Origin of the sequence: Streptomyces sp. NPDC005566 (assembly GCF_040605575.1) — a bacterium.
GTDB lineage: Bacteria > Actinomycetota > Actinomycetes > Streptomycetales > Streptomycetaceae > Streptomyces.
On the sequence record NZ_JBEXDB010000004.1, the window covers coordinates 254,765 to 268,302 of the forward strand.

Here is a 13,538-nt window from a genome sequence, read left to right on the forward strand (position 1 = left end):
GAGTTGTGCACAATTAAGTAATGTGCAATTCTCTTGGAGGTGGCCGGCCCGCGGTCGCCGTCGTACGAGAGAAGGTCACTCCATGGACGCGCTGTACACCGCTGTCGCCACCGCGAACGGCCGCGAAGGCCGGGCAGTGAGTTCGGACGGCCAGATCGACCTCGGCCTCGCCCTGCCGCCGGCCCTCGGGGGCAACGGGAAGGGCACCAACCCGGAGCAGCTGTTCGCCGCCGGATACGCGGCCTGCTTCGCCAGCGCGATGAGCTCGGTCGGCCGTGAGATGAAGCTCGACACCAAGGACGTCTCCGTGACGGCCGAGGTGTCGATCGGGAAGGACGACACGGGCTTCGGCCTTGCGGTGGTCATGCGCGTCGAGCTTCCGGAGGCTCTCGAGGGCGAGACCGGCCGTCGGCTGGTCGAGGCCACGCACGCCTTCTGCCCGTACTCCAAGGCCACGCGCGGCAACATAGACGTCGAGCTCGTCATCGAGTGACCGAACCGGCCCGTACGGGACCGCCGCCCCTCGACCGCACGCGCGGTCGAGGGGCGGCGGACTCGTGTGAGCAGGGGAGACAGGAGTCGAACCTGCGGCATCCGGTTTTGGAGACCGGCGCTCTGGCCTCTGAGCTACACCCCTTCGGTGTGATCATCCTGGCAGCGGTCATCGTCTGCGGACAAGCGGTTTTCCAGGGCGTGGCGCCCGATACCCGATGCGCCCCTCGGTGGCCGGATGGGGACGCGTAGACTCTGCTCCCGTTTCCGCTGATTGGCGGGCATTACCTATCGATGGGCAATTCGCCGTGAGTTTCGTAGACAGATCCGAAGCGCCGATCTACGCCGGCCTCGTGGAGGAACAGGGTGACGTTCCCGCCGAGGTGCGACGGGTGGCGGAGGAGACCCTGCGAGAGGTGGACCGGGCACTCGACTTCAGTGCGGTGCGTGCACCCGCGTCCTTCCGGTAGCCCTCGATCCGGTGCCGGGCGGTCTCGGTGGACGGAAGCGGGCCGCTCCGGAGGCGAAGCCCTTGCTAGGTTGCAGCTGCCGCCACCGCAAGGCGGACAAGGCACCCGCGCCTCGGCGTTCTTCACCCTTCGGAGCATTGTGTGACCATCAGCCTGCACGGCTCAGCCACCGTCCTGTTCCAGGGGGACAGCATCACCGACGCGGGCCGGACGTCCGACCCGGGCCACCCCCTGGGCCGGGGCTACGCGCGGCTGGCCGCCGATCTCGTACGGATTGCGCGGCCGGAGAGTGACATCACCTTCATCAACCGGGGGATCAGCGGCGACCGGACCTCGGATCTCCGGGCGCGGTGGCGCGAGGACGCCGTCGACCTCGAGCCCGACGTGGTGTCCGTGCTGATCGGCGTGAACGACACCTGGCGCCGCTACGACTCGGGTGATGTCACCTCGTTGTGTTCGTACGAGGACGACTACCGGACCATCCTCACGCAGGTCCGGGAAGGTTCGGACGTGCAGCTGATTCTCGTCGAACCCTTCCTGGTTCCGGTCACGCCCGAGCAGTGGGCCTGGCGCGAGGACCTCGACCCCCGGATCCACGCGGTCCGCCGCCTGTCCGAGGAGTTCGACGCCACGCTGTTGGCCGCCGACGGTCTGCTCAACCAGGCCGCGCGGGCCGCGGGCGGCGCCGGGCACATCGCCGGGGACGGCGTCCACCCGACCCCGCTCGGGCACGCGGTCCTGGCCGAGGCCTGGACGGCGCTCGTCCGCCTGTAGTTCCCAGGACCTGGGCGCTGCTCCGGAGGACCACGCCGGCCTTCCCCGGCCAGGTCCCACGCATCGGTCCTCACCCGATCGGGCCTGATCTCGTCGGTCCCGCCGGGCCGGTCGGATCAGGGAGGGCCGGTCGGATCAGACCGAACCGGGCCGGTCGGATCCGACCGAACCGCCGGTCGGATCAGATCGAGCCGGGCCGGACGGTGCCAGGCCCCGAGGAGGCACCCTGGGCAACGGGAATCCGCGCCCAGACGGTCTTGCCCGCGCTCGTCGGAAGGGACCAACCCCACGAGCTGCTCAGGGCGTTGATGATGCGCAGACCCCGGCCGCGCTCCAACGACTCGTCGTCGTCGCGCAGTACGGGGACCTCAGGGCTCGGATCGTTCACCGCGCAGACCAGTGTGCTGTCCTGACGTGCGAGGCCGAGCCACGCCGTGGACCGCACGGCGGGCTCCCCGGACGCGGGCAGCGCGTGACACACGGCGTTGCTGACCAGCTCACCCGCGACGAGCGCGATCTCGTCCGAGAAGGACCGCAGACCCCACTGTTCCAGTGCGTCGCGGACGAACAACCGTGCCCGCTGCAGACTTTCGGCATCGGCGGCCAGGCTGTGAGTGGTGAATCCGGCTGCCCCGATGCCGAGGTCCCGCGCCCAGCTCCGGCGAAGGGCGCTATCACTTCCAGCCAGATCCGACGACTCGACATCCTCTGCGCGAGGGGGTGCCTTCTCCGCATGCATGAGCGCTGATCACCCTCCGGTGAAGGCCGATTGGTGGTGCCAAGGGGGTCGGACGCCCACTAGTATCCTCGCCGTCCGCCCTTCCGTGCAATTGCATCCGAAATTGCACCCCCGGGTGTGAGCAGGGGACAACTGTTCACCCGGTGCGGGCCCTGGCCGCGCGCCAGGAGTGGTCCGAGCAACTGCCGCACAAGGAGTGCACCGCATGCAGCACATTGACAACGGCATCCCCGCCAACCACCTCACCGATGTGACCTGGGTGAAGAGCCAGCACAGCAACCCCAGTGGCAACTGCGTCGAGATGGCGCTGCTGCCCGGCGGCGACGTGGCTGTGCGTAACTCCAGGCACCCCCAAGGGCCCGCCCTCGTCTACACCGAGGCCGAGGTGCGAGCCTTCCTCGCAGGCGTCAGGGACGGCGACTTCGACCGCGTGATCGGCTGAAAGCACGTCATGTCTTCGTGCTGACCCGGTCCTTCCCGGCCTCCCTGATGGCACACTGGCGTGGAGACGTCCGCCCTCAGGAGCCCGCATGCCCGGCATGAAACCGCTGCAGCCTTCACCGAAGTCGGCGCCGGCCCCGGCCGCAGGGTCAAGTCCCACGGCCCTGCGTCTGGTTCTGGGTGCCCAGCTTCGACGGATGCGCAGCGAGGCGGGCATCACCCCCGACGATGCCGCCGCCCGTATCCGCTGTTCCACGGCGAAGATCAGCCGGATGGAGACGGGGCACTCACCGTGCAAGGAACGCGACGCCGTCGATCTGCTGGCGCTGTACGGCGTCACCGATCAGGACCGGGCGACCGAGTTCGTCGAACTGGTGCGCGTGGCCGGACAGCGTGGCTGGTGGCGCAGCTACGCCGATGTGCTGCCGGACTGGTTCGAGCCCCTGGTGGGTCTGGAAGAGGCGGCCGCGTCGATCCGGACCTACGAGGGGCACTACATTCCCGGGCTCCTGCAGACGGCCGACTACGCCTACGCCGTGGTGCGTTCGGGCCATGCCATGGAGCCGGAGGAGACGACGAGGCGGCGCGTCGAGCTGCGGCTCAAGCGACAGGAGCTGCTGCACCGTCGCGATGCGCCCAAGCTCTGGGTGCTCCTGGACGAAGCGGTTCTCATGCGGCCCACAGGTGGCGCGCGCGTGATGCGTGAGCAGCTGGAACACCTGCTGGAAATGACCGAGCTGCCCAATGTGATCGTGCAGGTCGCCCCGTTCGACGTGACGGCACACACGTCGCCGGGCAACGGCATCACGTACCTGCGGTTCGCGATGAGCGGACTCCCCGACGTCGCCTACATCGAGCACCTGACCAACGCCACGTCCGTGAACAAGCCGGAGTCCACCGACGAGTACCGGTGGATCCTGGACTCCCTCAGCGCCCAGTCCCCGAGCCCCGTCGAGAGTCGGCACCTGCTGGGGCAGGCGCTCAGGCGCTACACCTGAGCGGAGCCGGCGGATCGGCGGGCAAGCCCGTCACGTCACCACTTGCGGCCGACGCCGCCGAACTCGATCCACTCCTGGGTCTCCTGCTTCGGTGCCAGATCCGAGTCGGGCCGCCAGGTCGACACCTCGACCAGGCCAGGCTCCAGCACCTCCAGCCCTTCCAGGAAGACACGTACGTCCTCCTGCCGACGTACCCGCCCCCACCGGTTGCCCGTGCTCTTCGCCATGAAGTCCGTGACGAAGTCGCGGGTCGCGGCGTCCTCGCTCACGAGCTGGCACACCACCAGGAAGCTCCCCGGAGCCAGCCGGTCCGCGACCCGGCGTACCAGCGCGGCGGGTTCGTCCGAATCGGGGATGCAGTGCATCACGGACACGAACAGAGCGGCCACGGGTTCGTCGAAGTCGATCAGGCGCGTGACCTCGGGATGCTCGAAGATCGCTTCGGTCTCACGCATGTCGGCCTGGATGACGGCGGTCCGGCTGTTCTCCTCGAGTATCGCCTTGCCGTGGGCCAGGACGATGGGGTCGTTGTCGATGTACACGACGCGGGCCTCAGGGTCGACGAGCTGTGCGACCTGGTGGACGTTGTCCTGGGTCGGCAGGCCGGATCCGTGGTCGATGAACTGCCGGATCCCGTACTCGGACGCCAGGTGGTGCACCACACGCCGGAGGAACCGCCGGTTGTTCACGGCGAGGACCTTGGTGCTCGGAACAACCTCCAGCAGCTGTTCGCAGGCAACCCGGTCGGCCGGGTAGTTGTCCTTGCCGCCCAGGTAGTAGTCGTACATCCGTGCCACGCTCGGCACGTTCACGTCGATGTTCTTCGGAATGGAGGTGTCCCCGTTGCTCATCCAGCCCCTCGCCAGGTCAAAGAGAGAATTCTCGTAGCCGTGAGGGGTCATGCTAGGGACCTCGTCGTAGGGCTGACAGCCCTCGGGGGAGTGATGGGGCGGCGTACGGAGGTGAATCGGCCAGATACCGCGGCTGCGGCGTGCCGGCTCCGCCCGGCTTTCCGGCGCCGAAGCACGCAGGGTCAGAGGGTAATTCGCGCCAGGATGTGAAGTCTCCCTGGTCGGAGGGTCGACGGGGACTGGTCATGAGCATCACCGGCGGCCTTCCGGGCGTGCACGCATACAACGACTGTGCTCGGGGCGCCGCTTCAATGCGGCCGGAAATCGCCTGACGTTCCGTCTGTTTCCACGAGGAGCCGGAACTCCTGGTCAATGTTCCTGCGGCGGACCATCGCGGCTCCAGTCCGGCGCACTATCGTGAACGCCATGTCCGCCCCTGAGCTGATCCGCATCGTCTCCCGCGACTCACCCATGGCCCTGGCCCAGGTCGAACGCGTCCGGACCGAACTGGCGGCGCTCCATCCCGCCACCGCCACCGAGGTGATCCCCGTCAGGACGACGGGCGACAAGTGGATGGGCGACCTCGCCCTGGTCGAAGGCAAGGGTGCCTTCACGAAGGAGGTCGACGCCGCTCTGCTCGCAGGCGAGGCGGACCTCGCCGTGCACTGTGTCAAGGACGTCCCCGCGGACCGGCCGCTGCCGGCCGGCACGACGTTCGCCGCCTTCCTCGAACGGGACGACATCCGTGACGCCCTCGTCCACCCGGGGGGACTCACCCTCGGACAGCTCCCGCCCGGTACGAGAATCGGCACCTCCTCCGTGCGCCGTGTCGCCCAACTCGCCGCCTCCCACCCCCATCTGGACTGCGTGCCCTTCCGGGGAAACGCCAACAGGCGCCTGGCCAAGCTCGCTGCGGGCGAGGCCGATGCCCTCCTCCTGGCCGTCTCCGGACTCCGGCGCATCGACCGCGCCGACGTGATCACCGAGATCCTCACAGCGGACGCCATGTGCCCCCCGATCGGCGCCGGAGTCCTCGCTCTCCAGTGCCGGGAGGACGACACCGCCACCATCGAAGCGGTCAGCGGACTCAACCACCCAGGTACTTTCCGGGAGACCACGGCGGAGCGGATGTTCCTCCACGTCCTGCAGGGCCACTGCAACTCGCCGATCGCCGGCTACGCCACGGCTCACCGCAACGGAGATCTCTCCCTTCGCGCCTGTGTGTTCACCCCCGACGGCAAGACGGTGCTCAACGCGCACGAGTGGGCAGGCCCCCTCGACGCCGCGACCCTCGGCACCTCCGTGGCCGTCGCCCTGCTGCGTCAGGGCGCACGCGAGCTGATCGACAACATCGCTCACTGACCTCCCGCAACGGCGAGGCCGCCCCGGCGACATGCGAGCGCCTTGCCGTACAACCCTTCTGCCTCACGCGCGGTCAAACAAGGCGCCAGGAAGGAACGGGCCCTTCCGGACATCCCCCCGGCGCCTGCCCGGTCGTCCCGGAGTCAAGGAGCCGCTCGTGCGCACACACCGTTCGGCCGCCGTCGCCGCGGCCGCAGTTCTCGTCTCGGCGGGAGCGGTCATCGCCGCACCCACTGCCTACGCCGGCACCCCCGGCGGAACGCACGCCAGTGACCGCAACAGTGATTTCAACGGCGACGGCTACGAGGACGTGCTCGTCGGCGCTCCGGGCGGGACCGTCAGCGGGAAGAAGAGCGCGGGATACGTGACCGTGCAGTACGGCGCGTCGGCCGGCATCGGCACGAGCCGTACCGCGCTCATCAGCCAGTCCACGTCCGGAGTCGCGGGATCCGCAGAGACGGGCGACCGCTTCGGTGCTGCCCTGGCGTCCGGTGACCTCGACGGGGACGGCTACGACGACGCGATCGTGGGCACCCCGGGAGAGGACCTCGCGGCCGCCGCCGACGCAGGCCGTCTCACCGTCCTGTGGGGTTCGCCGAAAGGGCTGACCGGTGCCGCCAGCGACTGGCTGGATCCCGCCGAGCCCGCCGCCGGGAGGAAGTTCGGCAGCGCCCTCGCCGCAGCCCGCTTCAGCCCCGAGATCCCCGGTGACCACCTGGCCGTACTCGATCGCGACGAGCTCCACCTGTACGCGTACGACACAGCGTCCGAGGCAGGCAAGGCGCCCCTGCGACGCACCGAGCAGAGCGGCCCCGCCGCGAGGGCGCAGGGACGGCAGATCCTGCCCAAGTCCCTGACCACGGGCGACTACGACAACAACGGTCTCGCCGACCTCATCGTCTCCGGGGTCAGCGGGGGAGCGGAGCCCGGCTACGGCTGGTCGTCCTTCTTCTCCGGCCAGGACGAGGGACTGGTGTACGAGCGCGACCTGCGCGGAGGCCCCGCCGGGGCGTCCGGAGACATCAACAACGACGGCTACGACGACCTCGTCACCGGCGAGCCGAACAGCCCCGACGACGGTGGCGAGACGCTGAGCGGTGGCCTGGTCGGTGTCTACTACGGCAGCCCTGACGGCCCGATCGGCATCGACGGAGCGGGCAGCCCGCCGCAGTGGTGGACACAGGACTCGGCCGGCGTGCCCGGAACGGCCGAGCGCGGCGACGGCTGGGGCACCGACCTGTCCGTGGCCGACACCGACGGCGACGGCTACGCGGACGTGGCTGTCGGCGCGGCCGGCGAGGACATCGGCACGATCACGGACGCGGGAGCGGTCTGGGTGCTGCGGGGTGCCGCAGCCGGCCTGACCGCCACCGGTGCCGCCTCCTGGGACCAGAACTCCGCCCGGATACCGGGCGCGGCGGAGAAGGGCGACCGCTGGGGCGGCCAGGTCAGGCTGACCGACCCGAACAGGGACGGCCGCTTCGGACTGCTGGCCTCCGCCCCCGGTGAGAACACGGGCGACGGCGTGGTGTGGGTGCTCTCGGCAGGACCCGGCGGGATCACCGCCGCCGGATCCTGGACGTACGGCGCCGGCTCGCTCGGCGCACCAGCCGTGGACGCCGCGTTCGCTGCCGCGATCGACGAGTAGTCCACAGCCCCGCAGCAGCGGGCGGCCCGGCGGAACCCCATGTTCGCCGGGCCGCACCGCGACTCGGATGCCGAGCCGCACGGACAGTGTCGAGGAACCGTTCGAGAAGAGGGACGGTACCGCGATGAGGTCGTCGGTATCGACGGCCGCCGGGAAGTCCGGGTGCCCCTCGAACACGGCAGGCAGAAGGGGAACCGACCTGGGCGTTCAGCCGGTGGCGTAGCGTCTCCCGACCGCCATCTTGAGGGGAGCCAGAGCCAGCCACGACCACATGGCGGCAACGGGGGAGACGAAGAAGGCGATCGGCACGGTGGCCCCGAACACCAGGATGGTCGAGGCCAGGTCCGCCGCGATGCCGCGACTCGTGTGCGGGTGCCGGCGGACCGAGAGGAACAGCGCGAGCTGCAGCAGGTCCACGACCGCGATGGTCAGCGCGTAGAGAGCGACGGACAGGGGCTCTGACGCGTACTCGGAAAGCATCGCAGTAGGGAAGGGAACCAGTGCGATGACTCCCAGCCCCGCGAGCGCGAGCCGTTCGGACAGCGGGGTCACCCGCTGGGCCAGCTGAACGATCCGGCGATGGTCACGCCAGAATCCGGCCAGGATGGTGAAGCTCAGCGCGTACGCGCCGAGCTTGGGCAGCCAGTCGCCCACCGCGTCATGGAACCGGTCCGGGTCCAGCCCCGCGGGTACCGAGACGTCGAGCACCAACAGGGTCATGGCGATGGCGAAGATTCCGTCGGACAGGGCGATCAGCCGGTCCGGGCTCTTCTCGTCGGCTCTGACTCCGGTCACCCGACACAGAGTGAACCCGAGCGAGCGCAGAGCCCTTCATTACGCCGACAGCGGGCAAGCCACGGTCAGGGGCTCGCTGCCACGACCGCCGTCGCGGACACCCATGTGCAGTACCGGCCCCCGCCCGCGCCCCGCCCGGTCCATTCGCCGGTCCGGCGCGGCAGGAACCGACCTACGGGACCGGCCGGAAAGGCCGGATCGGCTGCCGGGGGTTCGCGGAGCGCGGATCCTGGGAGGAGCATGCACCCGGGGCGCGCCACACCGATGCCCCTGGGCACCACGCCCGCCAGGCACGAGGAGAATCCATGGCTCAGTTCGAGGCGACGGTCGAGATCGACCGCCCTGTCGAAGAGGTATTCGCATTTCTCGCAGACGGCGAGAACGACAGGAAGTTCAGCCCGCGTGTGCAGGACATTTCCAAGACCCCGGCTGGACCGACTGCCGTGGGCACCGTGTTCCGCAGCACGGTGAAGGACGCGGGCATGACGACCCGGAGGGAGTTCCGGATCTCCGCGCTCGTCGCACCGACCCGGATCCGGTGGAACGAAGTGTCCAGCAACCTCGTGACAGCCCGGGAGGGCGGCTACGACCTCGAGGCCCTCGCGGACGGCAGAACCAGGGTGCGCATCTTCAACGAACTCGAGGGCCACCGGCTGGGCAAGCTCCTGGTCGGACTCGCCGTCGCCGGGGCACGAAAGGACGCCCCGGCGTTCGGGCAGCGGATCAAGGCCGCTGTGGAGGCGTCCTGAGAGCGTCCTGCCGCGCCTTCGCCCGAGCCCGTCACATCCGGGCACCCACGGCGGCGCCGTTGCGCGGTACGAACAGCTCCGGCGCGGAGGGGACGGAGCCGTCCGCCGCGCGTGCCCCGGTGACGGCGCCCGTGTCGGTGCTCAGGACCGAAGCCTCGTTCCATGTACCGCCGAGGTTCCATGAGTTGCCGTCGGCGACGGTTCCCGCGCCGACGGCGGCGGCCCGGCCGTCTGCAACGGACAGGTTGCCGGTGAGCACGGCGACCCCTCCGGAGGTGTCCACGTCGAAGCCTGTGCCGGTGTTGCGGAACGTGGTGTTGCCGGCCAGAGTGAGCGCGCCCGGATTGCCGTTGTCGGTGATCCCGTGTTTCGCGTTCTTGAAGGCGAACGAGTTGCGCAGCGTGTGGCCCATCGCCGGGGCCGGCGTTCCGCCGCCGAGTTTGAAGCCGTTGCCGTCGCCGGCGAAGTCGGGGAAGTTCCAGCGGTTGAAACCGTTGCCGTAAGCGATCGTGCTGTCGAGCAGGATCGGGGACGCGAACTTCCAGGCGTCGAAGCCGTCGTCGACGTTGTTCCACAGCCGTGCGCCGCGCACGACGTTTCCCGATCCGCTTCCCTCCTTGATGCCCAGGCCGTCCGCGCTCTCGCCGTTCTTGCGCGGATCGCGGTTGCCGTAACTGTCGAGGTCGAGGATCTGGTTGTCGCTGGAGTCCCCCTGGAGCTGGAAGCCGGTCTCGTAGTTGTCGCGGGTGGTGAGCCGGGAGAAGACGTTGCTGTCGCAGCCGTCGCAGTAGTAGCCGTACGGTCCGTTGACGATCTCCAGGTCCGACACCCGCCAGTGGGATGCCTCCTGGTGGATGGCACCGCGCTCGGCGCGCGGGATGCTGCCGCCGACCGGGGTGTGGGACGCGGGCAGTTGCTCCCCGTCGATGACGACCCGTTCACCTTGGTACGCGCCGAGGGAGATCGGCAGTGACGCCTCACCAGAGGTGGCGATGGTGATGTTGTCCACCAGCGCGTACGTGCCGCCCCGGATCGCGATGGTGTCCCCGGGGCGCGCCTTGTCCACGGCCTTCTGGATGGTCCGCAGGGGGTGGTCGAGGGTACCGGCGGCGGAGTCGTCCCCGTCCACGGCCACGATGATGGCCGACGAGGCGGTGGCCGACCCGGCGGGTACCGCCACCGCTGAAAGCACGGCGCTCAGCACCGCTACCGTGGACATGCTGACGACGCGCATAGGAGTTCCTTCTTCCTGGCCGACGGCTGACAGGAAGACAGTGGTCGCCGATGCTCGAAAGGTTGCCGCTCAGCGCTCGGAGAGCTCCGAAGGGGCCTCCTGCACCACCCAGCCGTTGCCGTCCGGGTCCTCGAACGACATGAACGAGTTCCAGGTGTCGCCCTTGCCGTCCTCCCAGCCCGTCGCGCCGACGTGACGGATCGGCGAGACGTCCACACCCCGCTTGACCAGACCCTCGCGGGCCGCCTCGATGTCCGTGACGCAGAGCTGAATGCCCTGCAGTGCACCCGGAGCCATCTGCTTCATACCGGGCGCGGCGGGCATCCCTTCGAGCATCGCGATCGAGCACCGTGAGCCGGGCGGCGTCAGCTGGATGATGCGCATGCCCGGGGCGACCTCGTCGTCGAGGTCCAGCTTGAAGCCGACTTTGCCGGCGTAGAACTCCTTCGCGCGGTCCATGTCGGTGACAGGGACGGGAATGACCTCGATGGTCAGGTTCATGGGAGTCTCCTCAGAAGGACGGGTGCGGTGGCCCGCAGATACCGGGGCGGGTCCACCGTCGCCCACGAAGGAGCTGCCGCGCACGTCGAAACGCCAGACCGGTCCGCACCAAATGCGCGTGCGTATCCGACGGGCGGCAGCGGACGCCCTCCGGCGCCCGGACACCGGACCGGTGTCCGGGCGCCCGGCGGATCAGCCGACCAGCAGGTCCCGCTTCAGGTCGTGCAGGTCCTTGCTGCTCAGACCGAGCGTGCGCTTCTCGTACGTCCCGAAGGAACCGAACGCCCGGGTGACCTCTTCGAATCCTGAGTTGAGGTACTCGGCGCGTACGTCCAGCAGCGGCTTGTACACCGCCGCCTGCTGCGGAGGTATGGACGCGAGTGCTGCCGCGTTGGCTTCGGCACGGTAGTCGTTGGAGGCGAGGTAGTCCGCCATCACCGTGGTGCGGGGCACGCCCAGCGCCGTGAGGAGGGCGGCGTTCGCCCAGCCGGTACGGTCCTTGCCCGCGGTGCAGTGGAACAGGACGCCGCGTGTGTCGTCGTCCGCGATTCCGGAGAACACCGTGCGATAGGCCGACGCGGCGGTATCGCCGCTGACCATGAACTTCTCGCCGTCGACCATCATCGCGGCCGCCTCTGCGGCGGTCGTCGGCATGGTGGTGAAGCCCGGAGAGCCGGCCAGCACATCGGCGACGACGTGGGTGGCGCCCGCGGGGACGCGGTCGGGGGCGCCGGCGCGTTCCGACTCCGTGCGCAGGTCGTAGACCGTACGGATGGACAGGCGCCGAAGCTTCGCGAGGTCCGCGGCGGTGAGCCTGTCGAGGGCGTCGGACCGGTAGATCTCGCCCATCTTCACCCAGTGCCCGTCCGCGGTGCGATAGCCGCCCGCGTCACGGAAGTTGACAGTTCCCTCGAGCTGTATGAGCCGGTCGGCGAGGCGCAGGGAACCGCCGTGCGCGGGGGTGAGATCGAACCACTGGCGGTCCTTGGCGGGCAGCCCGCGCACCGTGACCCTGCCCGTGGAGCCGCCGGTGGCGACGGTGCGGCCGTCCGCGCGGACGGCAACACGGCGGATACCGGGGGCCGTCCACTCCACGGTGAACGAGCCGTCCTCGTTGGCCGTCACCTCGGCGGAGCTGAACGGGATGCGTGTGTGGGAAGAACGCTCGTGGCCGGTGGGGGAGTGGCCGGCGGCGGTGGCGGCGGGGGCGGCCATGCCGACGAGGAGGGCAGCGGTCAGGGCGGTGGAGGAGGCCCTGACACGAGTCATGTGCGTCATGAGGGCATCGTCGAGAGCGCTGCGAAGATCGGCGGGAACGATCGGTGAACGCAGCCGGAAGACGGGTCGAACGTGTTGCGTTCCCCGGAGTCGGAGTCGGAGTCGGGTGGCGGGCGGGGGACGACCTGGCGTGGGCCCGTGGTCCCCGGTGCTTCGGAGGGTGGGTCGTGAACGGGGCCTTCGGCCGTTTCACGCCTCCGTACAGCTGAAGTCCTCCGGCGAGGTCCGCAGCTTGTCCAGCAGCCGACGCAGGGTCGTGAGTTCGCTGTCGGAGAGGTCCGCGAACAGTTCCCGTTCGACGGTGTCGAGCGCGATGTCCGACGTCCGCAGTCGCGAGGTCCCTTCGGGGGTGATCTCCACGATGTGCCGACGGCGGTCGGCGGGGTCGCGCCTGCGGCGTACGAGATCGTCGCCCTCGAGATCGTTGAGCAGGGCGACGAGGACGCTCGGGTCGACGTCGAGCCTCTCGATGAGTGCCTTCTGCGTGACCGGCCCCTCGGCGAGCTGCAGGAGCGTCATCGTCTTCCGTGGGGTGAGCCCGGTGGCCGCGAGGGCCTTGCGGATCACGGTTTCGGTGATGCCGCCGTGATAGGCGAGCAGGAAGCCGAGGCGGTGGTCCGGGTCGCCGGGCGATGCGGGCGACCCCGCCGGTTCCTGGGTGACCCCGTCGTGAGCTGCCATGGACATACCGTATCAGGGACTCCATTGTGGAACCTGATAAATCATTGATAGGCTTCAATGATATTCAAGCATCCATCATTGAAGATTTTGGGGTCCATCATGTTCATCGCCTACGCGGTAGTCGGCATCCTTCTCGCCCTGGCTCTCAGCGCCTCGGCCGTACTCACCTTCACGCGCAACGAGGCCGTGACGGCCTCGATGGCCAAGGTGGGCGTGCCCGATTCCTGGTTCCCGAGGCTCGCCGTACTCAAGGCCGCGGGCGCTGCAGGGCTTCTGGTGGGTCTCGCGGTGCCCTTCATCGGATCCGCCGCCGCGGTCGGCGTGGTCCTCTACTTCATAGGGGCGGTCATCACCCACGTACGCGCGAAGGACTTCGAGATCGCGGCGCCCGTGATCCTCACCCTGCTGGCCGGCGCCGCGCTCGTGCTGAGAGTGCTGTCGGCCTGAGCCCGGTGCGCAGCGGGGTACCGACCCCAGCGCCTGCTTCACAAGGCCCGCCCGGTGGCGGCCTCCGCCGAGCGCCCT

16 protein-coding genes and 1 tRNA gene are annotated in these 13,538 nt (G+C 69.3%); 9 read left to right on the forward strand and 8 right to left on the reverse strand.

Going from position 1 to position 13,538, the window contains the following annotated elements; translation table 11 throughout:
- The first annotated feature begins 82 nt into the window (after positions 1–82).
- The gene (locus ABZS61_RS08430; protein ID WP_356417375.1) at positions 83–493 is read left to right on the forward strand and encodes an organic hydroperoxide resistance protein; all 411 of its coding nucleotides are present in this window, start codon (positions 83–85) and stop codon (positions 491–493) included.
- A 71-nt stretch (positions 494–564) separates the two neighbouring features.
- On the opposite strand, the gene ABZS61_RS08435 is transcribed toward ABZS61_RS08430, so the two are convergent.
- A tRNA-Trp gene (locus ABZS61_RS08435) sits at positions 565–637 on the reverse strand.
- 163 nt (positions 638–800) lie between these two features.
- Between ABZS61_RS08435 and ABZS61_RS08440 the strand changes: the two genes are divergently transcribed.
- Together ABZS61_RS08440 and ABZS61_RS08445 are read left to right on the forward strand one after the other, a co-directional pair.
- Positions 801–962 (forward strand): hypothetical protein, encoded by a 162-nt coding sequence (locus ABZS61_RS08440; RefSeq protein ID WP_356417376.1) that lies wholly within the window; start codon positions 801–803, stop codon positions 960–962.
- 141 nt (positions 963–1,103) lie between these two features.
- Entirely contained in the window at positions 1,104–1,736 is a 633-nt protein-coding gene (locus ABZS61_RS08445; protein ID WP_356417377.1) for an SGNH/GDSL hydrolase family protein, read from the forward strand.
- Between the two features lie 181 nt (positions 1,737–1,917).
- Here the strand turns inward: ABZS61_RS08445 and ABZS61_RS08450 are convergent, their stop codons facing one another.
- Positions 1,918–2,475, reverse strand: coding sequence for an ATP-binding protein (locus tag ABZS61_RS08450; RefSeq protein WP_356417378.1), 558 nt, complete (start codon positions 2,473–2,475; stop codon positions 1,918–1,920).
- A 205-nt stretch (positions 2,476–2,680) separates the two neighbouring features.
- Here ABZS61_RS08450 and ABZS61_RS08455 point away from each other — a divergent pair, with 205 nt between their 5' ends.
- Both ABZS61_RS08455 and ABZS61_RS08460 read left to right on the forward strand, forming a co-directional pair.
- Entirely contained in the window at positions 2,681–2,917 is a 237-nt protein-coding gene (locus tag ABZS61_RS08455) for a DUF397 domain-containing protein (RefSeq protein WP_356417379.1), read from the forward strand.
- Positions 2,918–3,014: 97 nt separating this feature from the next.
- Complete coding sequence (locus ABZS61_RS08460; protein ID WP_356417528.1) at positions 3,015–3,914, forward strand: helix-turn-helix transcriptional regulator; 900 nt, start codon at positions 3,015–3,017, stop codon at positions 3,912–3,914.
- Between the two features lie 35 nt (positions 3,915–3,949).
- On the opposite strand, the gene ABZS61_RS08465 is transcribed toward ABZS61_RS08460, so the two are convergent.
- Positions 3,950–4,765 (reverse strand): SAM-dependent methyltransferase, encoded by an 816-nt coding sequence (locus ABZS61_RS08465; protein WP_356417529.1) that lies wholly within the window; start codon positions 4,763–4,765, stop codon positions 3,950–3,952.
- 426 nt (positions 4,766–5,191) lie between these two features.
- Between ABZS61_RS08465 and hemC the strand changes: the two genes are divergently transcribed.
- Positions 5,192–6,127, forward strand: a complete 936-nt coding sequence (hemC, locus tag ABZS61_RS08470; RefSeq protein WP_356417380.1) for a hydroxymethylbilane synthase — start codon at positions 5,192–5,194, stop codon at positions 6,125–6,127.
- Between the two features lie 157 nt (positions 6,128–6,284).
- Positions 6,285–7,775, forward strand: coding sequence for an FG-GAP repeat protein (locus tag ABZS61_RS08475; protein ID WP_356417381.1), 1,491 nt, complete (start codon positions 6,285–6,287; stop codon positions 7,773–7,775).
- 207 nt (positions 7,776–7,982) lie between these two features.
- On the opposite strand, the gene ABZS61_RS08480 is transcribed toward ABZS61_RS08475, so the two are convergent.
- Entirely contained in the window at positions 7,983–8,570 is a 588-nt protein-coding gene (locus tag ABZS61_RS08480; RefSeq protein ID WP_356417382.1) for a TMEM175 family protein, read from the reverse strand.
- 305 nt (positions 8,571–8,875) lie between these two features.
- On the opposite strand from ABZS61_RS08480, the gene ABZS61_RS08485 reads away from it, so the two are divergent.
- Positions 8,876–9,319 carry an SRPBCC family protein gene (locus ABZS61_RS08485; protein WP_356417383.1) on the forward strand — a complete coding sequence of 148 codons (444 nt, stop codon included), beginning with the start codon at positions 8,876–8,878 and terminating at the stop codon, positions 9,317–9,319.
- A gap of 31 nt (positions 9,320–9,350) precedes the next feature.
- On the opposite strand, the gene ABZS61_RS08490 is transcribed toward ABZS61_RS08485, so the two are convergent.
- From ABZS61_RS08490 to ABZS61_RS08505, 4 genes are all read right to left on the reverse strand, one after another.
- Entirely contained in the window at positions 9,351–10,553 is a 1,203-nt protein-coding gene (locus tag ABZS61_RS08490; RefSeq protein ID WP_356417384.1) for a right-handed parallel beta-helix repeat-containing protein, read from the reverse strand.
- A gap of 69 nt (positions 10,554–10,622) precedes the next feature.
- Positions 10,623–11,054: a VOC family protein gene (locus ABZS61_RS08495; protein ID WP_356417385.1), complete on the reverse strand. Its 432-nt coding sequence runs from the start codon at positions 11,052–11,054 to the stop codon at positions 10,623–10,625.
- A gap of 192 nt (positions 11,055–11,246) precedes the next feature.
- Positions 11,247–12,332, reverse strand: a complete 1,086-nt coding sequence (locus ABZS61_RS08500) for a tyrosine-protein phosphatase (RefSeq protein WP_356417386.1) — start codon at positions 12,330–12,332, stop codon at positions 11,247–11,249.
- A gap of 189 nt (positions 12,333–12,521) precedes the next feature.
- A complete protein-coding gene (locus tag ABZS61_RS08505; RefSeq protein WP_356417387.1) occupies positions 12,522–13,013 on the reverse strand; it encodes a MarR family winged helix-turn-helix transcriptional regulator in 492 nt (163 codons plus the stop codon).
- A 78-nt stretch (positions 13,014–13,091) separates the two neighbouring features.
- On the opposite strand from ABZS61_RS08505, the gene ABZS61_RS08510 reads away from it, so the two are divergent.
- Complete coding sequence (locus ABZS61_RS08510) at positions 13,092–13,460, forward strand: DoxX family protein (RefSeq protein WP_356417388.1); 369 nt, start codon at positions 13,092–13,094, stop codon at positions 13,458–13,460.
- Positions 13,461–13,538: the final 78 nt, after the last annotated feature.